The organism is Marinobacter shunpengi, from assembly GCF_045449715.1.
Lineage (GTDB): Bacteria > Pseudomonadota > Gammaproteobacteria > Pseudomonadales > Oleiphilaceae > Marinobacter.
In genome coordinates, this window is the sequence record NZ_JBJJLA010000021.1 from 84,489 (window position 1) to 101,594 (window position 17,106).

At 62.5% G+C, this 17,106-nt stretch carries 14 protein-coding genes; 6 read left to right on the forward strand and 8 right to left on the reverse strand.

Annotated elements, in window-relative coordinates; translation table 11 throughout:
- Positions 1–49: 49 nt before the first annotated feature.
- A complete protein-coding gene (locus ACJO3T_RS15120; RefSeq protein WP_406965642.1) occupies positions 50–1,117 on the reverse strand; it encodes a BMP family ABC transporter substrate-binding protein in 1,068 nt (355 codons plus the stop codon).
- 256 nt (positions 1,118–1,373) lie between these two features.
- The gene (locus ACJO3T_RS15125; protein WP_406979002.1) at positions 1,374–2,357 is read right to left on the reverse strand and encodes a zinc ABC transporter substrate-binding protein; all 984 of its coding nucleotides are present in this window, start codon (positions 2,355–2,357) and stop codon (positions 1,374–1,376) included.
- Between the two features lie 74 nt (positions 2,358–2,431).
- Between ACJO3T_RS15125 and ACJO3T_RS15130 the strand changes: the two genes are divergently transcribed.
- Genes ACJO3T_RS15130 through ACJO3T_RS15140 form a run of 3 tightly spaced genes read left to right on the forward strand, consistent with a single transcriptional unit; the run spans position 2,432 to position 5,322 of the window.
- Positions 2,432–3,166, forward strand: coding sequence for a metal ABC transporter ATP-binding protein (locus ACJO3T_RS15130; RefSeq protein WP_406979003.1), 735 nt, complete (start codon positions 2,432–2,434; stop codon positions 3,164–3,166).
- On the forward strand, positions 3,156–3,983 hold the full coding sequence (locus ACJO3T_RS15135; RefSeq protein WP_406965639.1) for a metal ABC transporter permease: 828 nt from the start codon (positions 3,156–3,158) through the stop codon (positions 3,981–3,983). The genes ACJO3T_RS15130 and ACJO3T_RS15135 overlap by 11 nt, the downstream gene beginning before the upstream one ends.
- 4 nt (positions 3,984–3,987) lie before the next feature.
- Positions 3,988–5,322, forward strand: a complete 1,335-nt coding sequence (locus ACJO3T_RS15140) for a peptidoglycan DD-metalloendopeptidase family protein (RefSeq protein WP_406965638.1) — start codon at positions 3,988–3,990, stop codon at positions 5,320–5,322.
- A gap of 14 nt (positions 5,323–5,336) precedes the next feature.
- Here ACJO3T_RS15140 and ACJO3T_RS15145 read toward each other — a convergent pair whose 3' ends face one another.
- The 6 genes from ACJO3T_RS15145 to ACJO3T_RS15170 form a co-directional block, all read right to left on the reverse strand.
- Positions 5,337–6,839 (reverse strand): tripartite tricarboxylate transporter permease, encoded by a 1,503-nt coding sequence (locus ACJO3T_RS15145; protein ID WP_406965637.1) that lies wholly within the window; start codon positions 6,837–6,839, stop codon positions 5,337–5,339.
- Between the two features lie 6 nt (positions 6,840–6,845).
- Positions 6,846–7,298 (reverse strand): tripartite tricarboxylate transporter TctB family protein, encoded by a 453-nt coding sequence (locus ACJO3T_RS15150; protein WP_406965636.1) that lies wholly within the window; start codon positions 7,296–7,298, stop codon positions 6,846–6,848.
- A gap of 44 nt (positions 7,299–7,342) precedes the next feature.
- Positions 7,343–8,299, reverse strand: a complete 957-nt coding sequence (locus ACJO3T_RS15155; RefSeq protein WP_406965634.1) for a Bug family tripartite tricarboxylate transporter substrate binding protein — start codon at positions 8,297–8,299, stop codon at positions 7,343–7,345.
- Between the two features lie 117 nt (positions 8,300–8,416).
- Positions 8,417–9,358, reverse strand: coding sequence for a LysR family transcriptional regulator (locus ACJO3T_RS15160; RefSeq protein ID WP_406965632.1), 942 nt, complete (start codon positions 9,356–9,358; stop codon positions 8,417–8,419).
- A gap of 57 nt (positions 9,359–9,415) precedes the next feature.
- Positions 9,416–11,362, reverse strand: a complete 1,947-nt coding sequence (locus ACJO3T_RS15165; RefSeq protein ID WP_406979004.1) for an alkyl/aryl-sulfatase — start codon at positions 11,360–11,362, stop codon at positions 9,416–9,418.
- Positions 11,359–12,390 (reverse strand): IclR family transcriptional regulator, encoded by a 1,032-nt coding sequence (locus tag ACJO3T_RS15170; protein WP_406979005.1) that lies wholly within the window; start codon positions 12,388–12,390, stop codon positions 11,359–11,361. Before ACJO3T_RS15170 ends, ACJO3T_RS15165 begins: the two co-directional genes overlap by 4 nt.
- A 119-nt stretch (positions 12,391–12,509) precedes the next feature.
- Here ACJO3T_RS15170 and ACJO3T_RS15175 point away from each other — a divergent pair, with 119 nt between their 5' ends.
- From ACJO3T_RS15175 to ACJO3T_RS15185, 3 genes are all read left to right on the forward strand, one after another.
- Positions 12,510–14,204, forward strand: a complete 1,695-nt coding sequence (locus ACJO3T_RS15175; RefSeq protein ID WP_406979007.1) for a SulP family inorganic anion transporter — start codon at positions 12,510–12,512, stop codon at positions 14,202–14,204.
- 128 nt (positions 14,205–14,332) lie between these two features.
- Positions 14,333–15,883, forward strand: a complete 1,551-nt coding sequence (locus ACJO3T_RS15180) for an AMP-binding protein (RefSeq protein WP_406979008.1) — start codon at positions 14,333–14,335, stop codon at positions 15,881–15,883.
- A gap of 15 nt (positions 15,884–15,898) precedes the next feature.
- Positions 15,899–17,083: an acyl-CoA dehydrogenase family protein gene (locus ACJO3T_RS15185; protein ID WP_406979010.1), complete on the forward strand. Its 1,185-nt coding sequence runs from the start codon at positions 15,899–15,901 to the stop codon at positions 17,081–17,083.
- Positions 17,084–17,106 lie beyond the last annotated feature (23 nt).

A 17,106-nucleotide genomic window follows, 5' to 3' on the forward strand; every position in this document is an offset into this window, starting at 1 on the left:
GTGAGATCACCCGCCGGCTTTTATCATGGTCGATCAGAACCGGAGAGACTTACTCCGGCAGGTTGGCGGTCATGCCTTCCACGTACCAGTCCATGCTGGCCAGTTCCTCGTGGGTCATGCGCTCACCTTCCGGTACGCGCAGCTTGCCGGACTGGTCCTTGAGGGGGCCGGTGAACGGGTGGAATTCGCCACTGTCGATGGCGGCAATCACCTCGTCCACCTTCGCCCGCTGCTCGTCGGTCAGACGGTCGCTGATGCCGACAATCTGAATGACATCCTCGGAAATACCGCCCCAGTAGTCCTTCGGTTCCCAGGTACCATCCATAACGGACTGAATAGTGTCGATGTAGTAAGGCGCCCAGTCATTGACCACGGACAGCAGGTGGGCGTCGCCACCGAACTTGCGCATGTCGGACGCCTGGCCCACCCCCCAGTTATCCCGCTTTTCGGCTGCGAGCAGCGGTGCCGGGCTGTCGGTGTGCTGGACGATCACGTCGGCACCCTGGTCCATCAGTGCGTTGGCGGCGTCGGCTTCCTTGGCCGGATCGAACCAGGTGTTGGCCCAGACCACTTTGAGTTCGATGTCCGGGTTCACTTCCTTGGCGCCCAGGTAAACGGCGTTGATGTCACGGATCACTTCCGGAATCGGGAAGGACGCGATATAGCCCAGGGTATCGGTTTCGGTAACCAGGCCCGCCGCAGTACCGGTCACGTAACGGCCTTCATAGGTTACTGACAGGTAGGTGCCCAGATTCTCGGCCTGTTTATAGCCGGTGGCATGCAGGAAGGTCACGTCCGGAAACTGCTCCGCCACCCTCGCGGTGGGGTTCATGAAACCGAAGGAGGTGGTAAAGATCACGTCGTTGCCCGCCTGGGCCAGACGGCGGATGGTGCGTTCGGCATCGGCTCCCTCGCTGACATTCTCCACGTAGGTGGTGTCTACCTTGTCACCGAAATGCTCTTCAACGGCAAGACGCCCCAGGTCGTGCTGGTAGCTCCAGCCGTGGTCACCAATGGGACCCACATAGACAAAGCCCACTTTCATGGGGTCCTGTGCCATGGCGGGGGCAGACAGGGTAATGGCGGCAGCAAGCGCCAGGCTGCGTTTAAGGCTCATGGATACATCTCCTGAACGGTTTGATTGTCGTCGTTTTATTGGGTGAATGAATCACACCTTCATGGGCGAGCAAAAAACTGGCCAAGTGTTCAGGAATTCTATAGCATTGATTTAAAAAGACTTTATTTATGTTGCCAGTATCACGTCAGGAAAACAGCACCAAACTGGCGCACGACGCGGACCCCGTGCCACATGAGAAACCGGGTCGGTGTCCGGCCTCTCTGAGTGACCGGCTGCAGGATGCCGGAGAAAACCTTCAGCCTTCCAGTCCGAAGCAGGACCGCAGGGACCCGGCAAGCCCCCTGATCAACTCCGGATAGAGTGTGGGACCTGGCGTCAGATCCGCCCCCAACGGGTCCATCACCGCAGACGTGTTGACACCAGTACCCTCAAACACGGTTCTGACCATATCCGGGTTGTACTGGGGTTCGGTGAAGACACATTGAACGTTGAGCTCCGCCACCCGTTCACGGATCTCCCGGATGCGTGCCGGGCCCGGATCGGAGGCATCGCCAATGGAAATGGCGCCCGCCGCCGCGATGCCGAATCGTTTTTCGAAGTACTGGTAGGCATCGTGGAACACGATGAACTCCCGGTCACCCATCTCATCCACCGTCGCTTCCACGCGGAGGGAGATGTCGTCGATGATTCTTTTCCCCTCATTGGCATTGCCGGCGTACAGCGCTGCGTTTTGCGGATCTTCTTCCGAGAGGGCCTTTGCTATGACATCCAGCCACCGCCGGGCGTTGGCCGGGTCCAGCCAGGCATGGGGGTCGACACCCTCATGGTGGTGATCGTGCCCGTGGTTGTGGTGATCCTCCTTATGATGGTTTTCTTTGCCATCGGCTTCACCAGCATGGCCGTGGTCGTGCCCCTCGAAGGTGGCTCCTTCGCGGAACGGGTAGGTGGTGGTGCCGGAGATATCCAGCATTTCGATGACCTGCGCGTTCGAGGCGAGGTTTTCCAGGGATTTCTCCATCCAGGGTGTCAGGTCGTCGCCAATCCAGAACACCAGGTCCGCTTCCTGAAGCGCCTCGGCCTCCGAAGGACTCAGGGAATACCCGTGCGGGGATGCCCCCGGCCGGACAAGCAGGTTCGGTTCGCCGGCGCCCGCCATCACCTGGGCCACCAGTGAGTGCAGCGGCGTGATGTCCACCGCCACCTTCGGTACCTCTGCCTCTGCGCTCAACGGGAGCGACAGGGCCACCAGCGCGCGGGTAAACCATTGGGTCTTCCTCATTCTCGTCTTGCCTCTTCGTTTGGTTGTCCGTTAATGTTATGTTATAACATATTAAACGTGCCAGGTAGACGACAATGACACTGATCACCACCAGGAACATGGCGATTGGCTTTGGCGGGCCTGCCCTGCTGCGGGATATCGACCTGGATATCCGGCGGGGCGAGATCCTTGCCTTGCTGGGCCCGAACGGTTCCGGCAAGACAACGCTCCTGCGCACCCTGATTGGCGCGCTGCCGCCCTCCGCCGGCGTCATCTCCCGCCGCGACGGGCTTGTCGTCAGCTACGTGCCGCAACGGCTCCACATCGATGAAACCATGCCGATGACCGTCCACCGCTTCCTCCGGCTGCCGGTTCGCCACCACCGCCGGGACCTTGAGCGGGCGCTGGAACGGGCGGGCGTTCCAGCGCTGGGCGCCAGGCAACTGCAGGAGCTGTCCGGTGGCCAGTTCCAGCGGGTGCTGCTTGCCAGGGCCATACTGGAAAAGCCGGACCTGTTACTGCTGGATGAAGCCTCGCAAGGCCTCGACTACGGGGGCACCCGGGATTTCTATCGTCAGATCGAATGGATTCGGCAGGAGATGGATTGCACGATCGTGCTGGTCAGCCACGAACTGAAACTGGTCATGCAATCGGCCAGCCGGGTGATCTGCCTGAATAGAACCATTGTGTGCCAGGGGGCCCCTGAGGAAGTCGCCGCCATGCCTGAATACCGGTCACTGTTCGGCATCGACGAGCCGCAAGAGCCCGCGGCCAGGGCGCCGGTCTATCCCATCACCCCGGAGTACAAGGAAGCCCTGAATGCTCGATGACTTCATGGTCAGGGCGACCCTGGCCGGCATCGGCGTTGCCATTGCCGCCGCACCACTCGGCTGCTTTATCGTGTGGCGGCGAATGGCCTACTTCGGTGACGCCACGGCCCACGCGGCGGTGCTGGGTGTGGCCCTGTCGCTGACCCTGTCCACGCCCATTTTCGCCGGCGTGCTGGTGGTGTCCCTGTTGATGGCACTGATCGTGACCCTGCTGAGCGGCCGTGGCTACGCCATGGATACGTTGCTGGGTGTCATGGCTCATTCCGCCCTCGCCTTCGGGCTGGTGGCGGTATCCTTTCTTTCCGGCATCCGGATAGATCTCATGGCCTATCTGTTCGGGGATATCCTGTCGGTGGGCAAGGTCGACCTGGCGGTAATCTGGGGCGGAGCCGGGCTGGTGCTGGCACTGATCGGGATGCGCTGGTCCGCGCTGCTGACCGCCACCCTGAACCCGGATCTGGCCCACGCCAGCGGTATCTCGCCGAAACGCGAACAATTGATCCTGACCCTGTCCCTGGCTATTGTGGTCGCCGTGGCAATCAAGGTGGTGGGCGTGCTGCTGATTGCCTCCATGCTGATACTGCCGGCGGCGACCGCCCGCCCCTTCAGCCGCACCCCGGAAGTCATGGCCACCCTGGCGGCTGTGATAGGATGCACGGCGGCTTCGGTCGGCCTGCGTGCTTCCTACGCCCTGGACAGCCCGACCGGGCCGACCATCGTCTGCACCGCCGCGATACTCTTCGGGATATCCGGTCTCCTGCGGTTTCGTCCACGCAGGGTAATGGAAACGGCAGCAAGTACACCACGACAGCATTAAAAGCATGGCAAAAAAACTCTCTCTTTCAGCACATCAGAAGATCCTTCTCCTACTGGGCGTACTGATCCTGGGGGTTGGTGTATCCGGACTGCCGGAGCACGCAGCCGCCCTGTTCGGCAAGCAGGCGGAGATTTCCGACCCGCCCCCTGCCACAACCCAGGAAGCCCCGGAAGAAGCTCTGCCAATCATCCCCCTGGTGAAGGTACCCGAGCCCGACCCCATCGAAACCTACCGCATCCGGGACGGCGACACCCTGAGCGACATCTTTGATGACAGGGAGATACCGGCCAGTGACCTGCACAAGCTGCTGGTGGCCGATGCGGAGTTCCTGTCGCTTGAGACCCTTCATCCCGGCAAAGAGTTGACGTTCGAGTTTGATGAAAACGAGAACCTGGAGAAACTGACGCTGCACCTGGACCCGGCCCGGGAGGTGGTCTTTGACCGTCAACCGGACGGGGAATTTGCCCACCGGCAGATCGAAGCCGAGACCTACTGGTCACATGAGGTACGGTCGGGAACCATTCAGCGGAGCTTCTACTACTCCGGCATGGAAGCGGGAATGAGTGAACGACAGGTGGACGAACTTGGCCGGTTGCTGAAGAAGAAGATCGACTTCCGGCGGGAAATCCGGAAGGGCGATCCGTTCTCGGTGCTGATCGCCAATGAAATGACCGGAGATCAGAGAACCGGACGTTACCGCATCGAGGCGGTCACGCTGTCAGCCGGTGGACACGAGACCAATGCCTTCCTCTATACCGACGGAAACTACTACGATGACAGGGGCGAAAGCATCCTGCCGGCCTTCCGGCGCTGGCCCACGTCCAGGCACTACCGGGTGAGCTCCCCGTTCGATCCCGGCCGCCTGCACCCCATTACGGGCAGGGTATCGCCCCACAACGGGGTCGATCTTGCCACGCCGGTCGGCACGACGGTCCTAAGCACCGGTGACGGCGTGGTCACCCGCGTCGGCGACCATCCCTACGCCGGCAAGTACGTCGATATCCGTCACAATGGGTCGCTATCCACACGCTACCTGCACCTGAGCCGGGTACTGGTCAACAAGGGGCAACGGATCAAGCGTGGCCAGGAGATCGCGCGGTCCGGGAACACCGGGCGCTCCACGGGGCCCCACCTGCATTTCGAGTTCCGCGTCGACGGGCGCCCGGTCGATCCGATGACCGCCGATATTCCCACCGCTGCCCAGGTGCCCGACGACGCCATTGAGGCATTCGATGCCCTGGTGCGGAAACGTATGGCGCTCATGCAGGCCCCCGAATCTTCCGATCCCCCCATGATTCACGCGCAATCCGTGGAAATGAACGGCAGTGGCGAAAGCTAGTATGCCACCGTACCCTAAACCGATAGCTGACTGGCCCCGGATTGCCTGCGCCTGGCCAGACGCCAGGCAATAAAGAGGGCCAGCAGGATAAAGCCGCAGGCAATCGGCCGGCCCAGCAGGAAGGTGACGTTGCCGTCGGCCAGCAGCACCGTCTGGCGTACGTTCAGTTCGAACATCGGCCCCAGCACGAAGCCGATGATGAAGGTCACGAACGAGAAGTCCAGGATACGCATCAGAAAGCCCAGGACCGCGAAGCCCACCAGCAGCCAGGCGCTGAACAGGTTGGTGGCCACCAGGATGCCGGTGACACACAACAGCACCACGCAGGGCAGTACCAGCACCAGGGGCAGCTGCACCACCTTCGAGAACAGCTTCATGCTGAACAGGCCGATGACCAGGTTCCAGAAGGTACCCACCATCATGGCGCCAAACAGCGCATACACCAGCCTGGGCTGCTCGGAGAATAACTGTGGGCCCGGTGAGATGCCGTGGATGATGAAGGCGCCGAGGATAAGGGCCGCCGCCACGTTCCCCGGAATACCCAGGGACAGCAGCGGGATGAAGTTGGCACCGACTACGGCGGTATTGGCCGCCTCGGTTGCCGCCACGCCCCGGATATCGCCCTTGCCGAAGGACTCCGGATCCTTGGCGGCCCGTTTCGCGGAGGCATAGCCCAGAAAGGCGGCTGCTGAGGACCCCAGTCCCGGAATCGCCCCGATGATGGTGCCGATGGCCGAGGACCGCAGGATGGTGGGCGCCACATGACGATAGTCCTGCCAGCCAAATCGATTGGCCTCCCGACTGCCCAGGCCCGCCACCTGGGTGTCACCGTGAACATCATCCCGGTGGAATACCATCTGTCGGAAGATCTCCCCCAGCGCCAGCACCCCGATGCCAACAGCGCTGATGGACAGGCCATCCATCAGTTCCGGGACACCGAAAGTCAGACGGCCGCCGGCGGTTTCCGGATCGGTTCCCACCAGGCTGAACAACACCCCCAGGAAGGCCGCAATCAGCCCCTTGACGATGGAGTCACCGACAAGACCACCAACCACCACCAGCGCCACCAGGATAACCGCAGCCATTTCAGCCGGTCCCATCTGTAGGGCCACGATCGACAGGGGCGCCGCCACCAGGAACAGGACCATGTCACTGAGGGCGTCCCCGGTTACCGAGGAAACGTGGGCGGTTCGCAAGGCCTTCAGCGCCCTGCCCTTTTTCGCCATGGGGTAACCGTCAAAGGCCGTGGCGGTGGCCTCGGGCGAACCCGGCGTGTTCATCAGGATGGAGGAGACGGCACCGCCGAGGGTACCGCCCTTGTTGATCCCCACCAGGAAACCGATGGCCGTCACCGGGCTCAGGTAGAAGGTAAAGGGAATAGCGATGGTGACCGCGGTGAGCGCTCCCACTCCCGGTGCTGCTGCAAATATCTGCCCAATCAGGACACCGGCGGCAATGTACAGGAAGTTCGTGACTGTCAGCGCGTCGGACAGCCCCAGCAGAATGTCATTAATCATAATGGATTAACCCGGCAGCGGTGTCTCAAGGAGTTTTTCGAACAGCAGCCACAGGAACAGCGGCCAGCACACGGCGGTTGGAATGATCCAGTGTGGCCGTCGCTCTCCCATGGCGATCATGAAGGCAGCCATCATCAGCATGGATCCCGGCAGGTAACCCCAGACCGTCATCGCCAGCAGCCCGCCACCCAACAGGACCGTCAGCAGGAGCAGGCGGCCTGAGGATTTCAGGCTCAGGGGAGACCGCGAGCTGGCATCGCCCTTCCCAAGGACACGGGACAGCACCAGGATCGCCCCCAGCACCGTGATGGCCACGGAACAGATGTAGGGGAAAAAGCGCGGGGACAGGCCGAAACCAAAGCCCCCGGACACATGGACCGGTATCAGGTAGAAGGTGGCGATCAGGCCCGCCAGGGTGATCACCACACCGGCCCACAGATCAACGTTGCGCACTGTCATGGCGATTGAACCCCGTGAATGCTGATGAGCGGGTTCCAGCAGGTCTACTGGAACTGTTTCCGGTATTTGTCGGCATTAGCCTGGATGAAACCTTCAAGTTCCTCCGGCTCAAGGACCACATTGGGGAAGCCCATGCGTTTCTCGGCAAGCTCGGCCACTTCCTCTGATGACGCAGCCGCCTGCAGGGCCGTGGTCAGTTTGCGGAAAACCGGCTCCGGAATGCCCTTGGGCGCGGCAAACATGAAGTAGGAGGTGTAGGAGTTGTCGTAGCCGATTTCCCGGATGGTGGGCACCTCCGGTGAGGCCGTCAGCCGCTCCTCGTTGAGGGCGGCGATGACCTGGATCTTGCCATCGTTCAGGAAGGCCTGATGTACCCCCGCACTCCAGGCGATATCCACATGGCCGCCAATCAGGCTGTTCATGATTTCCAGGCCACCGCGCATGGGAATAATACGGATATCGATATCTTCCTTTTTCGCCACCTCGTTAATGAACAACCGGGTGATGGGAGAAATCGAGGCGTAGGTCAGGCCATTCTCCTTGCCATAGGCAATCATCTCGTCCCAGGAGGAGAACGGCGCGTCACCGCTGGCCACCAGGGCGCTCTGCAGCTGGGTGACGGTAGTGAGGTAGTCAAAATCAGCGGTGGTGTATGCAAGGTCGCCAAACCAGGGCATGGCGTCAAACGAGGAATTCGCCGCCAGCCCGAAGGTATACCCGTCGGGGTCTTCGTTCTTCAGGCTGGTGGCCATGACCACGCCGCCGCCACCGGCCATATTGCGGACCACCACCGGCTGGCCAAGCTCTTCTTCCATCTTTTTGGCGACCAGGCGGCTCAGGGTATCCGCACCGCCGCCAGCGCCAAAGCCCACCATCAGTGTCAGGGGCTTGGTGGGCCATTCCTCCGCAGAGGATAAAGCCGGAAACAGGCTCAGTGCGAGGGTGGCCGTCAGGGCCATCAGGAAGCGGGCGGGCAGCCCGCCCAGGGTCAGGACATTCATGACGAAATACCTCTGGATTGCTTTATTGTTGGAGTCAGGCAAACGATATCGGCGCAACAGGATAAAATAAAATACTATTTCAGAATGCCAGTGATCTGATTTCGTGATACCAGACTCTCAGGACTCCGGGCCGATCAGCTCGCCTTCCCAATCCCCCATACGTACTGCGTCGTGCATGATCCCCAACAACACATCCCGGACGCATTCCGCCGGTCGTGATAGTGGTCGGTGCTTCGGCCAGGCCAGGGACACCGTGCGGGTGACCTCCGGTTCCACGATCCGGCGGGCAAAGTACTCCCGGGACAGACCATGGCGACCTCCCGCGTGGATCACGTTGGAAATGGTGCAGGCCATGCCGAAATCAATCAGCCCCCGCAGGGTGCGGGGCGAGTTCTGGCTCATGCGCAGGTTCAGGGACGCGCCGATAGCCAGCACCTGATCGTCGAGCACGCGGCGCATGCTGAGCTGCCGGTCACCGAGCACCAGCGGCGCCTGGACCGCTTCCGCCAGCGCAATGGGATCGTCGGAGCACTCCGGCCGGCTACGCTGCCCGAACAGGCAGAAATACTCCTGCAACACGGGGATAGCCTCGGCGTTCTCCAGTTCCGCCGCGTTGGGCACCACACCGATCTCGACCGTGCCGGTATCGATCACGTTGCCCGTCACCGAACTCAGGCCCTCGACAATCTGGATGTGCACCCGGGGGTAGGCCTGCTCGATGGCGAAGATCAGTCGCGGGGCGAGGTAATGGGCCATGGTGAAGGGCAGGGCCACGGACACCTCCCCCGCCGGCTCGTTGTTGAGGGAGGCCTTGATGTCGTTCCTGGCGATCTCCGCGTTCTTCAGGATCAGCAGGGCGTGACTGAGCAGGCGCTTGCCGGTGGGGGTGATTTCCACACCCCGACGGCTGCGCTTGAACAGTTCCGCCTCGAACTCCTGTTCAAGGGCCAGAATGTGCTGGCTCAGGGCCGGCTGGACGATGTTCAGCTTCTCGGCGGCGGCGGAGAAACTGCCCTCCTCCCATACCGTCACCAGGGACCGGAGATGTTTGAAGTTCATGGCTTGCATCCACGTTAACGGCGCCCGGCGAACCCGTTCAGGCCCGCCGGGCCGCCCTCATTCGGGCAACTTGGCCGGGGTGACAATATTGAAGCGCCCCGAGAAACGATCCAGGGACGACAACAGCAGCATCAGCCGGCTGCCATCACCCTGCACCCTGATATCCCCGCTCTGCAGGGCCTCCTGCACCGCGCCGGGTTTGCTGCCGATCAGCGGCAGCAACGTCTGTATCGTGGTCACTTCCACATCCGGCTGCTCGAACCGGTCATCCTGCCGGTGGGTCAGCACCCCATTGCGGAGCGTCAGCGCGTAGCAGGTGCCGGTATCGGAGAAACGCCAGTTGATGGCCACCTCCTGGCCCGCCACCTTGCCGGCATCCAGGCGCACCGCCAGCACATCGAAAAACTGGGACGGGGTGATGGCCTTGATCAGGTCATGGGGCACACCACCTGCACTGCGGGTCTCACGGACGCCGTTGCGGAGCTCCATGGCCCCGGTCAGGTAGGCATTACGCCAGGTGGTATTCTCACACTGGTAACCGAGCTGTTCCAGCGCATCCGCCTGCAATTGCCGGGCGGCCTGGTTGTCCGGGTCGGCGAATACCACCTTGTTGACGATCTCCGCCACCCAGCGGAAATCCCCTTTATCGAACGACGCCTGCGCCCTTTCCAGCACCCGTTCGGCACCACCCATCCAGTCCACATGACGGCGGGCGGACTCCACGGTGGGCAATGGATTCAGGTTAGCGGGGTTGGCGTCATAGAAGCCCATGTAGCGCTGGTAGACCGCCCGCACGTTATGGCTGACAGAGCCGTAGTAGTCCCGGCTGTACCACCGTTGCGCCACCGGATCGGGCAGCTTGCGCAGGTGGTCGGCGATGTCCAGCGGCGTCAGGCCGTGGTTGAGCAGGCGCAGGGTCTCGTCGTTGAGGAACGCGTACATGTCCCGCTGGTCTTCCAGGAAGGTGCGGATATTGTCCTGCCCCCAGGTGGGCCAGTGGTGCTGGGCGAACAGCACATCGGAGCGGTCGCCATAGCGGGCCAGGGTCTCCCCCAGGTAGTAGGACCAGATCTTGGGATCCCTCACCTGCGCCCCGCGGATGGTGAGGATATTGTGCTGGCAGCGGCAGGCATTCTCGGCCACACACAGCGCCCGCAGCGACGGGAAGTACAGGTTCATCTCCGCCGGTGCCTCGGTTCCGGGCGTCAGCTGGAGCTCCATTTCCAGTCCGTCGATCACCCGGGTTTCGATGGATTTGCTGACCAGGTCGGTGGGGGCTATCAGTGTGACGGTTCCCCGGGAGGTGGCCTTGCCCAGGCCAGCATCCACCTGGCCCTTCGGGCCCTTGGGCAGCAGTCCGCCATACATGTATTGCGCCCGTCGGCCCATGGCCGGTCCGGCCATGATATTCTCGCTCACCGCCTCTTCCATGAAACCGTCCGGCGCCAGGATGGACACTTTGCCAGCTTTGACATCGGCCTCATCCACCACGCCTTTCACGCCACCAAAATGGTCCACATGGCAGTGGGTGTAGATCACTGACACCACCGGCTTGCGGGGGCGATGCTGGAAATACAGGTCCATCCCGGCACTCGCCACTTCCGTCGACACCAGCGGGTCCATAACGATGAGCCCGGTGTCGCCCTCAATAATGTTCATGTTGGACAGGTCGAAGCCGCGAATCTGGTAGATGCGGTCGGTGACCCTGAACAGACCGGCAATGTTGTTGAGCCGTGCCAGGCGCCAGAGGCTGGGATGAACGGTCAGCGGTGCCTGCTCCGTCTGCTGGAACTCGTAGGCACGGAAATCCCAGGCGATCTTGCCATTGTCCCGTTCGACGGCATCCAGGTGGGGCCTGGCAACCAGCCCCCGCCAGGCGTCCTCGAAATCGGCGTCGTCTTCGAAGGGCATGGATTGCAGGCAGGCCTGGTGCTTGCGGATGGTTTCCGGTTCGGCATCCCGGGATTCAAAACCGGAGTCTGCCGCAGGGCTTGGACGGGTCACGATGGTACTTCTCCTGAGGGTTCTTGTTGAGCCAGCGGGGCGGAACCTTGCCAGAACTGCTCCCCGGTGGCCGGAATGAAAACGGATTGCAGGGTGCGGACCAGCACATCGCCGATCCGGTGCAGCTCTTCCTCACTGACCCGGAACGACGGCATCATCACGCTCAGCACACCACAGACGGCGCCAGCGGCATCCCGCACCGGCGAGGCCACGGCGGCGGCGCCTTCGGCCCGCTCGCCGACCGAGGTGGCGTAACGCTGTTTGCGAACCTGATCCAGCTCGGCATCCAGCCGGTGGATCCGATCCTCATCGAAACCGGAATCACTCTGGCCCAGGCGGTGGAAAACCCGTGCCCGCTGTTCGGACGACACAAAGGCCAGCTCCGCCTTGCCAGCGGCGCCCAGGTGCAGGGGAAAACGTTCACCCACCTCCATCACGTAGCGAATGGGCTTGCGGCTCGGCTGGACGGCGGTCAGCACGTGTTCGTCGCCAATGCGCTTGAACAGCGAGACGGTTTCACCGGTTTCCACCCCCAGGCGCTCCATCACCGGAATCAACTGGGTGGTCAGGTCATTTTCCGCCAGCAGCGGACGGACAAACTCCAGCACCTTGGCCGACATCCGCCAGCGCTCCATGCCGAGACGATTGATCTCGACAATGGCCCGTTCCATCAGCGGCTCCAGCAGTCCTTCGATCACCGCCGGTTCAAAGCCGGTCTTCGTGGCCAGCTCACTCAGCGATGCCCCCCGGGAACCACTGCCCCCAACGCCCCGCAGGAGCGTCATCAGCCGCAGCACGGTTTCACGTGTGGATGCGCGCCCCGCCAGGCTATAGCGCTTGTCACTGTCCCGGCGATAGACGTATTTCCGCTCTTCCAGGGTCTGCAGAATCCTGAACACAATGGGAGTAGACTCCCCCATTTCACGGGCCAGTTCCGTCAGTGACAGCGGTTCCCGGGCCGCCTCGATACGCTCAAGAACGTCCAGCCCCCTGGAGAGGGTTCGCAGTTGGTTTTTGGGCTCCGACATGATTACAATCTCCGAAATCGTTTTCTATATTCGTAATTTTTTTGGGCGGGTGTCAACCGGTCGTTCACCAGAAAATGATCGCCACGCCCCCAACCCGACGCCACGACACCGGAGCTGACATGAACTGGACGTCACCGATCCTCGCGCGATTAAACCGGCTGCTGCCTTTCCTGGGCTGGGGCAGGCCATCGCGACAGCAGCTCCGGGCCGATGCCATTGCCGGTATCACCGTGGGCCTGGTGCTGATCCCCCAGGCCCTGGCCTACGCCCAGCTTGCCGGCATGCCGCCGGTTACCGGGCTCTATGCCGCTCTGCTACCGGGGATTGTCGGTGCCCTGTTCGGTTCGTCGTCCCTGTTGGCAGTAGGGCCAGTGGCGCTGACCAGCCTGCTGACCTTCGCGGCTCTGCAGCCTCTGGCCGAAGCCGGATCCGCCCAGTGGGTGGCCATGGCGGTGTGGCTGGCGATCTATTCCGGGCTGATGCAACTGGCCATGGGGGCCTTCCGGATGGGAGTGATCGCCAACCTGGTGTCGAACCCCGTGGTGCAGGGGTTTATCAACGCCGCCGCCATCATCATTATCGTGTCCCAGCTTCCCGCCCTGCTGGGATTCGGGGCGGGCGATGGCGGCTGGATCGCCCGGCTTGAGCACCAGTGGCAGTCCAACACCCCGGCACTGCTGGCAACCGCGGGCTTTGGCCTGGGCACCATGGTGTTCCTTGAGCTGTTCAAACGTCTGTCACCCCGGCTGCCTGCGGTCATGATTGCCTGCCTGATCGGTATCGCAGTAAGTCTGTTGGCGGGGTTCGATGCGCTGGGGGGCGCCGTGATAGGCTATATCGGCGGCGGCCTGCCGGATCTCTCACTTCCCTTCACGCTGACCATGGACCAGCATCTGGCCCTGCTGGTGCCGGCCGCCATCATTGCGCTGATCAGCTTTACCGAAGCCATGTCCAGTTGCCGCACCATGTCCCGGATGACCGGCGAACCCTGGGACCGGAACCAGGAACTGATCGGCCAGGGGCTGGCCAAGATGGTCAGCGGGCTGAGCGGTGCCTTCCCGGTCAGTGGGTCCTTCTCCCGCACGGCCCTGAACGCCTACAGCGGCGCCCGCACCGCCTGGTCCACGATCGCCGCCTCACTGGTGGTGATGGTGGCCCTGTTCGGCTTCACCGGCATGCTCTACCACCTGCCCACGGCGGTGCTGGCCGCCATCATCATCGTGCCGGTGTTGCGGCTGATTGATATCCGCTCACTGCTCAGGCTGTGCCGGGACAACCCCAAGGATGGTGCCGTGGCGCTGGTGACCCTGGTGGTCACCCTGGCCACAGTGCCCAACCTGTACTGGGGAATACTGGCGGGGCTGGGGGCCTCGCTGCTGGCGTTCCTCCACCACCATGCCGCGCCGCGAATCATCGAGCTGGGCGTGCACGACACCGGCAGCTTCCGGGACCGCAGGCTCTACCGGCTACCACCGATCGCCGAGGGCGTTCTGGGAGTGCGCATGGACGCTTCCCTCACCTACCTGACCGCCCCCATGCTGGAGCGCTATATCCGTAAACGGGTGGGCGCCGACCCGGACCTGCGGCAGGTGCTGATCTCCGCGTCGTCGCTGAACCAGATCGACGCCACCGGCCTCGATACCCTCCGGGATATCTGGTCCATGCTGGAGTCCCGGGGCATCCAACTCTGCCTGTCCGGCCCCAAACTGCCAGTGCGGGAGGCGCTGGCGCGATCAGGCCTGGAGCAGCTGATCGGTCCCGATAACATCTTTGCCACCGATGCCCGGGCCATTGAGGTTCTGACTCGCGGTTAGAGTCCGAACCGGGGTTTTAAATCATTTTTTATGATATCTGATCAACAAAAATAATATTTTTCTTGATCTCCTGCGATCGGCATCATCTGGGCACGACTCAGTGAAACGCCGAAACCAAGGAGACAACAATGAATCTCGGTCGATTTGTCAGTCGCAGCGCCCGCTATTGGTCGGACGCGCCTGCCGTTGCCGATTCCCGTGGCTCGATCACCTATTCCGAGCTGGACCAACGCTCAAGCCGGCTGGCCAATGCCCTGCTGGGACTCGGGCTCGAGCCCGGTGACCGGGTTGCCATGTACTCCGTCAACCGCAAGGAACTGGTGGAGATCGAGGTGGCCCTCTACAAGGCCGGTCTGGTCAAGGCGCCCCTGAACGCCCGCCTGTCCCTGGAAGAAGCTACCCATGTGCTCGAGGACGCCGACGCCCGTGTCCTGATTGTGGGCCCCGAGCATGCCGAAGCCATTCTCGACCAGCAGGACTCCCTGCCCGCCATCGAACACATCGTCGTTATCGGTCAATCCGGCGACGAGCACTATGAGGGTCTGCTGGCCAAAGGCTCGGCGGTTTCTCCGGATATCGAGCTGGCCCCGGACGCCCCGGCAGTGCTCCATTACACCTCCGGCTCCTCCGGACGCCTCAAGGCCGCAGTACAGACCTTCGGCAACCGCATGGCCCTGTTGCGCAAATCCCTGATGCTGCCGGAAGCCCGCAGCAATGGGATTGAGAAAGTCGCCCACGTGGGGCCGGTCACCCATGCCAGTGGCATGCAGGTCATGCCGGTACTGTTCAACGGCGGCTGCAACTACCTGATCGACCGGTTTGATATCGACTCACTACTGGCGACCATCGAGCGGGAGAAGATCACCCGGTTCTTTGCCGTGCCCACCATGATCTACCGCCTGCTGGACGCCTACCAGGGCGGCAAGTACGACCTGTCGAGCCTCAACCGCATCACCTACGGCGCCGCCCCCATGGCACCGGCCCGCCTGCGCGAGGCCATGGACGCCTTCGGCCCCATATTCATGCAGGGCTATGGCGCCGGTGAGACCACCTCAACCATCACCACCCTGCTCACCTCGGACCATGTCCGTGGCCTCGCCGACAAGCCGGAACTGCTGGCGTCCTGTGGCCGGGCGTTCGGTGAGTCCGACGTGATCATCGCCGACGACGACGGCAATCCGGTGGCCAAAGGCGAGCCGGGGGAAATCCTGGTACGCGGACCCGACGTCATGAAGGGCTACTGGCGGGCGCCGGACCTGACGGAGGAAGTGCTGAAGGATGGCTGGTACCACACCGGCGATGTGGCCACCGTGGACGAGGAAGGCTTCTTCTACATTATCGACCGCAAGAAGGACATGATCATTTCCGGCGGCTTCAACGTGTACCCGGCAGAGGTGGAGTCCGTGCTGTTCGACCACCCGGCAGTCTCCGAATGCTGCGTGGTGGGCGTGCCCGACAAGGAATGGGGCGAGAGCATCATGGCCCTGGTGGTCGCCAAACCGGGGGTTTCCGTCTCGGAAGACGAGCTGGGCACCTTCTGCGCTGATCGCCTGGCCCGATTCAAGAAGCCCCGGATCATCCGCTTTACCGAAGAGCTGCCCAAGAACCCCAACGGCAAGGTCGCCCGCCGCATGGTGCGGGAGAAGTACTGGCAGCAACAGGACCGTCAGGTCGGCTAATCACGGAGGCATCCCATGTTTATGACGTTTACCGGAAGCGAAAACGGCGAACAGGTACGCCGCGAAGCCCTGGCGTTTATCGAGGACTACCTGAAACCCCTGGAACGGGAACATGGCATTACCCACGAATCCGAGGTACCCATGGATCTGTTGCGCCAGATCTGGAAAGACTCCCGCGAAGCGGGGCTTTATGGCGCGCAACTACCGGAGAAACTCGGCGGCCGGGGCCTGACCATCTACGACCAGTGTCTCCTGAAGGAAGACATCGTGTCGGCGGGCGCCGTACTCGGCGGCCATGTACTGGGGGAACTGGGGGGGCCGCCCCGGGTGGGGCACCTGTTCCAGTTTGCCAGTGAAGCGCAACTGGAGTCCCACTTCCTGCCGGTGATCCGGGCCGAACGTACCTGCTGCTTTGCCCTCACCGAACCCAACGCGGGCTCCGACGCCAGCCGGCTGGCCACCCAGGCGGTGAAGGATGGCGATGACTACATCCTCAACGGCCACAAACGCTATATCTCCGGCGCGCCCTATTCGGATTTCGCCATCCTGATGGCGGTCACCGATCCGGACGCGGGCGCCAAGGGCGTGACCGCCTTCCTGGTGGACTTCAGCATGCCGGGCGTGTCCCTCAACAGCGACTACCTGCCGATCTCCGGCCAGCGCAGCCATGCCGACATTATCCTTGAGAACGTGCGGGTACCGGCCAGTCACGTTGTCGGCGGGCTGGGTCGCGGCTTCCTGCTGGGCATGTCCCGCATCAACGTCAACCGCCTGCTGCACTGTCCCACCATGCTGGGTCTGGCAAGACAGGCCCTGATGGAAGCGGCCACCTATGCCAGCGGCCGGGAGCAGTTCGGCACACCCATTGCCAGCTTCCAGGCCATCCAGCACATGCTGGCGGATATGGCCACGGAACTGCATGCGGCCCGCAGCATGATGCTGGATGTTGCCTCACGGCTCGACCGGAGCGAGGACACCCGGGAGGCCTCCGCCATGTGCAAGCTGTTCGCCTCCGAGCGCGCCTTCCAGATCGCCGACCGGGCGCTCCAGATCCATGGCGGTGTGGGCCTGATGAAAGGTAGCAAGGTGGAGTTTATCTTCCGCGCCCTGCGCATGTTCCGCATCGTCACCGGCACCAGCGAGATCCAGCGCAACACCATTGCCAAGGGGATGCTTAAGGAGCTGACCGGCAAGCAATAACCCGCTCTTCCCAACCCAACAAC

Bases quoted from the DNA above. Each gene is read 5' to 3' on its own strand.
- ACJO3T_RS15120 (WP_406965642.1), bottom strand. From the start codon at position 1,117: ATGAGCCTTAAACGCAGCCTGGCGCTTGCTGCCGCCATTACCCTGTCT.
- ACJO3T_RS15125 (WP_406979002.1), bottom strand. From the start codon at position 2,357: ATGAGGAAGACCCAATGGTTTACCCGCGCGCTGGTGGCCCTGTCGCTC.
- ACJO3T_RS15130 (WP_406979003.1), top strand. From the start codon at position 2,432: ATGACACTGATCACCACCAGGAACATGGCGATTGGCTTTGGCGGGCCT.
- ACJO3T_RS15135 (WP_406965639.1), top strand. From the start codon at position 3,156: ATGCTCGATGACTTCATGGTCAGGGCGACCCTGGCCGGCATCGGCGTT.
- ACJO3T_RS15140 (WP_406965638.1), top strand. From the start codon at position 3,988: ATGGCAAAAAAACTCTCTCTTTCAGCACATCAGAAGATCCTTCTCCTA.
- ACJO3T_RS15145 (WP_406965637.1), bottom strand. From the start codon at position 6,839: ATGATTAATGACATTCTGCTGGGGCTGTCCGACGCGCTGACAGTCACG.
- ACJO3T_RS15150 (WP_406965636.1), bottom strand. From the start codon at position 7,298: ATGACAGTGCGCAACGTTGATCTGTGGGCCGGTGTGGTGATCACCCTG.
- ACJO3T_RS15155 (WP_406965634.1), bottom strand. From the start codon at position 8,299: ATGAATGTCCTGACCCTGGGCGGGCTGCCCGCCCGCTTCCTGATGGCC.
- ACJO3T_RS15160 (WP_406965632.1), bottom strand. From the start codon at position 9,358: ATGAACTTCAAACATCTCCGGTCCCTGGTGACGGTATGGGAGGAGGGC.
- ACJO3T_RS15170 (WP_406979005.1), bottom strand. From the start codon at position 12,390: ATGTCGGAGCCCAAAAACCAACTGCGAACCCTCTCCAGGGGGCTGGAC.
- ACJO3T_RS15175 (WP_406979007.1), top strand. From the start codon at position 12,510: ATGAACTGGACGTCACCGATCCTCGCGCGATTAAACCGGCTGCTGCCT.
- ACJO3T_RS15180 (WP_406979008.1), top strand. From the start codon at position 14,333: ATGAATCTCGGTCGATTTGTCAGTCGCAGCGCCCGCTATTGGTCGGAC.
- ACJO3T_RS15185 (WP_406979010.1), top strand. From the start codon at position 15,899: ATGTTTATGACGTTTACCGGAAGCGAAAACGGCGAACAGGTACGCCGC.